Consider the following 7,500-nt stretch of genomic DNA (forward strand, 5'->3'; position numbering starts at 1 on the left):
TACCGTGAGGGAAAGGTGAAAAGAACCCTAAGTAAGGGAGTGAAAGAGAACCTGAAACCGTACGCCTACAAGCGGTCGAAGCACATTAACTGTGTGACGGCGTGCCTTTTGCATAATGAGCCTACGAGTTACTGTTACTAGCAAGGTTAAGATTTTAAGGATCGGAGCCGAAGCGAAAGCGAGTCTGAATAGGGCGCGATTAGTTAGTAGTAGTAGACGCGAAACCGAGTGATCTACCCATGGGCAGGTTGAAGCTGTGGTAACACACAGTGGATGAACCGAACCAGTTGACGTTGAAAAGTCTTTGGATGACCTGTGGGTAGGGGTGAAAGGCCAATCAAACTCGGAAATAGCTCGTACTCCCCGAAATGCATTTAGGTGCAGCGTTGAATAAAAGTTTTATAGAGGTAGAGCTACTGATTGGATGCGGGGGCTTCACCGCCTACCAATTCCTGACAAACTCCGAATGCTATAAAATGTTTTTCAGCAGTGAGGGCATGGGTGCTAAGGCTCATGTCCGAGAGGGAAAGAACCCAGACCATCAGCTAAGGTCCCCAAATATATGTTAAGTTGAAAAAACGAGGTTTGACTGCCCAGACAGCTAGGATGTTGGCTTGGAAGCAGCCATTCATTTAAAGAGTGCGTAACAGCTCACTAGTCGAGCGGTCGAGCATGGATAATAATCGGGCATAAACATATTACCGAAGCTATGGACTTTTAAAAGTGGTAGGGGAGCATTCTATATGTGCTGAAGGTGTGCTGTGAGGCATGCTGGAACGTATAGAAAAGAAAATGTAGGCATAAGTAACGATAAAGGGGGCGAGAAACCCCCTCACCGAAAGACTAAGGTTTCCTCAGCGATGCTAATCAGCTGAGGGTTAGTCGGGACCTAAGGCGAATCCGAAGGGAGTAGTCGATGGACAACAGGTTAATATTCCTGTACTTCTTATAACTGCGATGGGGTGACGGAGTAGTGAAAGCACCGCGAACTGACGGAATAGTTCGTTGAAACATTTAGGTATTAGACTGGTAGGCAAATCCGCCGGTTTAGCTGAAGTGTGATAGTACCACAAGTCTTCGGATGCGTGGATAGTGTGCCTAAAAACTTCCAAGAAAAACCTCTAAGCTTCAGGTTATAAGAACCCGTACCGTAAACCGACACAGGTAGTTGGGATGAGAATTCTAAGGTGCTCGAGAGATTCATGGCTAAGGAACTAGGCAAAATAGACTCGTAACTTCGGGAGAAGAGTCGCCAACAGCAATGTTGGCCGCAGTGAAAAGATCCAGGCGACTGTTTATCAAAAACACAGGGCTTTGCTAAATTGAAAGATGATGTATAAGGCCTGACACCTGCCCGGTGCTGGAAGGTTAAGTGGAGTTGTTAGCTTCGGCGAAGCAATCAAATGAAGCCCCAGTAAACGGCGGCCGTAACTATAACGGTCCTAAGGTAGCGAAATTCCTTGTCGGGTAAGTTCCGACCTGCACGAATGGTGCAACGATCTGGATACTGTCTCAGCCATGAGCTCGGTGAAATTGTAGTATCGGTGAAGATGCCGATTACCCGCAGCGGGACGAAAAGACCCCGTGAACCTTTACTATAGCTTCGTATTGACTTTGGATAAGTAATGTGTAGGATAGGTGGGAGACTTTGAAGCAGCGTCGCTAGGCGTTGTGGAGTCATCCTTGAAATACCACCCTTTGCTTATCTAGAGCCTAACTCAGCAATGAGAACAGTGCGTGGTGGGTAGTTTGACTGGGGTGGTCGCCTCCAAAAGAGTAACGGAGGCTTCTAAAGGTTCCCTCAGCACGCTTGGTAACCGTGCGTAGAGTGCAATGGCATAAGGGAGCTTGACTGAGAGACATACAGGTCGATCAGGTACGAAAGTAGAGCATAGTGATCCGGTGGTTCCGCATGGAAGGGCCATCGCTCAAAGGATAAAAGGTACTCCGGGGATAACAGGCTGATCTCCCCCAAGAGCTCACATCGACGGGGGGGTTTGGCACCTCGATGTCGGCTCGTCACATCCTGGGGCTGGAGAAGGTCCCAAGGGTTGGGCTGTTCGCCCATTAAAGTGGCACGCGAGCTGGGTTCAGAACGTCGTGAGACAGTTCGGTCTCTATCTGCTGTGGGCGTTAGAAATTTGAGTGGATCTGACTTTAGTACGAGAGGACCGAGTTGGACTGACCTCTAGTGTATCTGTTGTCTCGCCAGGGGCACTGCAGAGTAGCTACGTCGGGAAGGGATAAGCGCTGAAAGCATATAAGCGCGAAACCCACCACAAGATGAGATTTCTTTAAAGGGTCGTGGAAGATCACCACGTTGATAGGCTATAAGTGTAAGTGCAGTAATGTATGTAGCTGAGTAGTACTAATAACCCATAGGCTTATGTACGTATCCCGGTCCTAGTGGCCGGGAGCAAACTCTTTGATAGATTTAGGATATGATTTTACTAATATGTTAACTTATTAATTATTGAAGAATTAAAATATTTAAAGATTAAAAACTGATAGAATCTTTCAATTATTTAATCGTTTAATTTTTCAATTAACAATTTAAGGTGATTATCGCAATGGGGCTCACCTCTTACCATTCCGAACAGAGAAGTTAAGCCCATTAGCGCCGATGGTACTGCCACTGGTGGGAGAGTAGGTCGTTGCCTTTCTTTAACAAACCTCAATCTTTTAGTAGATTGAGGTTTTTTTTGCACTTTTTTTAGAATACTATAATATATCCTTAACAGGAAATAGGTATACAGGTAGATTTTACAATGGCTATGAAAGCAAATCATAGAAAACCTACAAATAACTTAAGCTTTTATCTAACCTCTTATATTTATAGCCTAAGTGTTATCATAGGATTTAAACTACTATAAAGGATAAAAACACGTAGACTTTAGAAGAAGGTATTATTTACTGTTATATAGTAAGTTTGTAGGTTATAGTATCAAAGAGTAGAGGATACGTAGATGTTTCGGAGTATAAGGCTATGTTTTCAAGGATGAAGAAGAAGCGAGATCACAAGAAAAAGAGAAAGTAGTTGTTGGTAACTTAAGCAGAGATGTTACATCACCCCTAATTTTTAGAGTTTTTAACTAGGCTTCCAAAGTTAATAAATGAAGGAAGAGTCCTTAAAAAGGGAGATTTAGTAAAGTGATCCAAGCTCTAAACTAAAAAACTTCCGAACGTAAAGCATTAATTTTTAAAGCATTAAAAAAGGCTTGTGAAAAAAGGAAAAAAAAGTGCTTGTTATAAGGAAAAAGGTATCTATATTTGCACCCGCAAACGGAATGGCGGTAAGCTAATAAGTTAGCAAGAGTTCATTAAAATAGGGTGTAGGATACATCAAGAAAAGGTTAAAAAATAGTTTAATTTTTTCTTGTTTTATTAAAGTTAAACGTAGTATCTTTGCAGTCCGATTTTAACGGGAATAGTTCATTAAAATAGTGCAGTAAACAAACGAAAAAAAACTTCAAAAAAGTTTTTGTCAGAATAAAAAGAGTTTGTATGTTTGCACCCGCTTTAAGAAAGCGGTTACGATCAGAGAGATTTTGGAAAGCGATAAGCTACTAGTTCGAGTCTAGTGTTTCTACAAGAAGGTTGAGTTAAAGAGATGAGTTTAAGGCTTGTTATTGGCGACTCGCCACGTTCATTGAAAATATTGAAATTGACAGCGTAATTAAAAGAGTAGAATTACCATGGATAATCTATAAGATTACCGAAAAAATTCTTTTGGAACTTAACATTTAAAATAATTAAAGATTTTACAATGAAGAGTTTGATCCTGGCTCAGGATGAACGCTAGCGGCAGGCTTAACACATGCAAGTCGAGGGGTAACAGGGTGCTTGCACCGCTGACGACCGGCGAACGGGTGCGTAACGCGTATAGAATCTGCCTTGTACAGGAGGATAGCCTTTAGAAATGAAGATTAATACTCCATAATACTGAGATGTGGCATCACAATTTAGTTAAAGATTTATCGGTACAAGATGACTATGCGTCCTATTAGCTAGATGGTAAGGTAACGGCTTACCATGGCAACGATAGGTAGGGGGTCTGAGAGGATTATCCCCCACACTGGTACTGAGACACGGACCAGACTCCTACGGGAGGCAGCAGTGAGGAATATTGGTCAATGGAGGCAACTCTGAACCAGCCATGCCGCGTGCAGGAAGACTGCCCTATGGGTTGTAAACTGCTTTTATACAGGAAGAAACAGAACTACGTGTAGTTCCTTGACGGTACTGTAAGAATAAGCACCGGCTAACTCCGTGCCAGCAGCCGCGGTAATACGGAGGGTGCAAGCGTTATCCGGAATCATTGGGTTTAAAGGGTCCGCAGGCGGTCAATTAAGTCAGAGGTGAAATCCCATAGCTTAACTATGGAACTGCCTTTGATACTGGTTGACTTGAGTTATACGGAAGTAGATAGAATAAGTAGTGTAGCGGTGAAATGCATAGATATTACTTAGAATACCGATTGCGAAGGCAGTCTACTACGTATATACTGACGCTCATGGACGAAAGCGTGGGGAGCGAACAGGATTAGATACCCTGGTAGTCCACGCCGTAAACGATGGACACTAGTTGTTGGGTGCAAATTCAGTGACTAAGCGAAAGTGATAAGTGTCCCACCTGGGGAGTACGATCGCAAGATTGAAACTCAAAGGAATTGACGGCGTGCACAAGCGGTGGAGCATGTGGTTTAATTCGATGATACGCGAGGAACCTTACCAGGGCTTAAATGTAGAGTGACAGGGGTAGAGATACCTTTTTCTTCGGACACTTTACAAGGTGCTGCATGGTTGTCGTCAGCTCGTGCCGTGAGGTGTCAGGTTAAGTCCTATAACGAGCGCAACCCCTATCGTTAGTTGCTAGCAGGTAATGCTGAGGACTCTAGCGAGACTGCCGGTGCAAACCGCGAGGAAGGTGGGGATGACGTCAAATCATCACGGCCCTTACGTCCTGGGCTACACACGTGCTACAATGGTATGGACAATGAGCAGCCACAACGCGAGTTGGAGCGAATCTATAAACCATATCACAGTTCGGATCGGAGTCTGCAACTCGACTCCGTGAAGCTGGAATCGCTAGTAATCGGATATCAGCCATGATCCGGTGAATACGTTCCCGGGCCTTGTACACACCGCCCGTCAAGCCATGGAAGCTGGGGGTGCCTGAAGTCGGTTACCGCAAGGAGCTGCCTAGGGTAAAACTGGTAACTAGGGCTAAGTCGTAACAAGGTAGCCGTACCGGAAGGTGCGGCTGGAACACCTCCTTTCTAGAGAAAGATGGTGAGTTACATAAGAGGTTAATTTTACTCTTTGCTGTTAATTTTAAAAATAGACTAAGATCTTATAGTCTCGTAGCTCAGCTGGTTAGAGCGCTACACTGATAATGTAGAGGTCGGCAGTTCGAGTCTGCCCGAGACTACAAATTATTCAAAGATTGAATGATTAAAGAATTGAAAGATTTTAGTTAAAGGAAATTTTAGAAGTTGAGGGATTTGGTTTTACGTGTTGAGTGCTAAGTTTTAAGTTAAACTCACACCAACTAATAACTAACGACTAATAACTCATAACTAAAAGAGATGGGGGATTAGCTCAGCTGGCTAGAGCGCTTGCCTTGCACGCAAGAGGTCATCGGTTCGACTCCGATATTCTCCACCAGGCGATGCCTGGAGATAAGTAATATTATCTTCAAGAGTATTGCAGGCAGATTGTGACTAACAAGTTTAATTACTTGTCAGTGGCGACTCGCCACAACGTTCATTGACATATTGGTAAAATGATATCGTAAAGAATCAAGATAGAGAGTTAGATAATATCTAACAACATATTTTTATAAGAACAAGAATTATAAAGAGCTCGTTCTAGCGTAAAGCTAGAGCAAAAAGTACAATAAGCTAAATAAGGGCGTATGGAGGATGCCTAGGCTTTCAGAGGCGATGAAGGACGCGATAAGCTGCGATAAGCTACGGGGAGAAGCACATATTTTATGATCCGTAGATTTCCGAATGGGGCAACCCAGTACATTGAAGATGTATTACCACGTAAGTGGGGCAAACCTGGTGAACTGAAACATCTAAGTAACCAGAGGAAGAGAAAACAAAAGTGATTCCGTTAGTAGTGGCGAGCGAACGCGGATTAGCCCAAACCAATGTTGTTACGGCAATATTGGGGTTGTAGGGCTGCGACATTAGAATCTAAGAGAACTGGAATCGTTTGGAAAGACGAACCGAAGAGAGTGATAGTCTCGTACAGGTAATCGAAGAGGATATAGCAGTACCCTGAGTAGTGCGGGACACGTGTAATCCTGTATGAATCCACCGGGACCATCCGGTAAGGCTAAATACTCCTGAAAGACCGATAGTGAACTAGTACCGTGAGGGAAAGGTGAAAAGAACCCTAAGTAAGGGAGTGAAAGAGAACCTGAAACCGTACGCCTACAAGCGGTCGAAGCACATTAACTGTGTGACGGCGTGCCTTTTGCATAATGAGCCTACGAGTTACTGTTACTAGCAAGGTTAAGATTTTAAGGATCGGAGCCGAAGCGAAAGCGAGTCTGAATAGGGCGCGATTAGTTAGTAGTAGTAGACGCGAAACCGAGTGATCTACCCATGGGCAGGTTGAAGCTGTGGTAACACACAGTGGATGAACTGAACCAGTTGACGTTGAAAAGTCTTTGGATGACCTGTGGGTAGGGGTGAAAGGCCAATCAAACTCGGAAATAGCTCGTACTCCCCGAAATGCATTTAGGTGCAGCGTTGAATAAAAGTTTTATAGAGGTAGAGCTACTGATTGGATGCGGGGGCTTCACCGCCTACCAATTCCTGACAAACTCCGAATGCTATAAAATGTTTTTCAGCAGTGAGGGCATGGGTGCTAAGGTTCATGTCCGAGAGGGAAAGAACCCAGACCATCAGCTAAGGTCCCCAAATATATGTTAAGTTGAAAAAACGAGGTTTGACTGCCCAGACAGCTAGGATGTTGGCTTGGAAGCAGCCATTCATTTAAAGAGTGCGTAACAGCTCACTAGTCGAGCGGTCGAGCATGGATAATAATCGGGCATAAACATATTACCGAAGCTATGGACTTTTAAAAGTGGTAGGGGAGCATTCTATATGTGCTGAAGGTGTGCTGTGAGGCATGCTGGAACGTATAGAAAAGAAAATGTAGGCATAAGTAACGATAAAGGGGGCGAGAAACCCCCTCACCGAAAGACTAAGGTTTCCTCAGCGATGCTAATCAGCTGAGGGTTAGTCGGGACCTAAGGCGAATCCGAAGGGAGTAGTCGATGGACAACAGGTTAATATTCCTGTACTTCTTATAACTGCGATGGGGTGACGGAGTAGTGAAAGCACCGCGAACTGACGGAATAGTTCGTTGAAACATTTAGGTATTAGACTGGTAGGCAAATCCGCTGGTTTAGCTGAAGTGTGATAGTACCACAAGTCTTCGGATGCGTGGATAGTGTGCCTAAAAACTTCCAAGAAAAACCTCT

2 tRNA genes and 4 rRNA genes (2 of these 6 cut by a window edge) are annotated in these 7,500 nt (G+C 44.1%); all 6 read left to right on the forward strand.

Annotated features, from left to right (window positions below):
• Positions 1 to 2,392 (forward strand): 23S ribosomal RNA (locus tag AC3VI6_RS08320) (it extends 482 nt beyond the left edge of the window).
• 162 nt (positions 2,393 to 2,554) lie between these two features.
• Positions 2,555 to 2,663 (forward strand): 5S ribosomal RNA (gene rrf, locus AC3VI6_RS08325).
• A 1,100-nt stretch (positions 2,664 to 3,763) separates the two neighbouring features.
• A 16S ribosomal RNA gene (locus tag AC3VI6_RS08330) occupies positions 3,764 to 5,278 on the forward strand.
• A gap of 78 nt (positions 5,279 to 5,356) precedes the next feature.
• Positions 5,357 to 5,430 (forward strand) — tRNA-Ile (locus tag AC3VI6_RS08335).
• Between the two features lie 159 nt (positions 5,431 to 5,589).
• A tRNA-Ala gene (locus AC3VI6_RS08340) sits at positions 5,590 to 5,666 on the forward strand.
• Between the two features lie 229 nt (positions 5,667 to 5,895).
• Positions 5,896 to 7,500, forward strand: a 23S ribosomal RNA gene (locus AC3VI6_RS08345); it runs 1,269 nt beyond the window's last position.
• The 16S, 23S and 5S rRNA genes sit together here with 2 tRNA genes alongside, the layout of an rRNA operon.

The organism is Tenacibaculum sp. TB-56 (assembly GCF_059716275.2).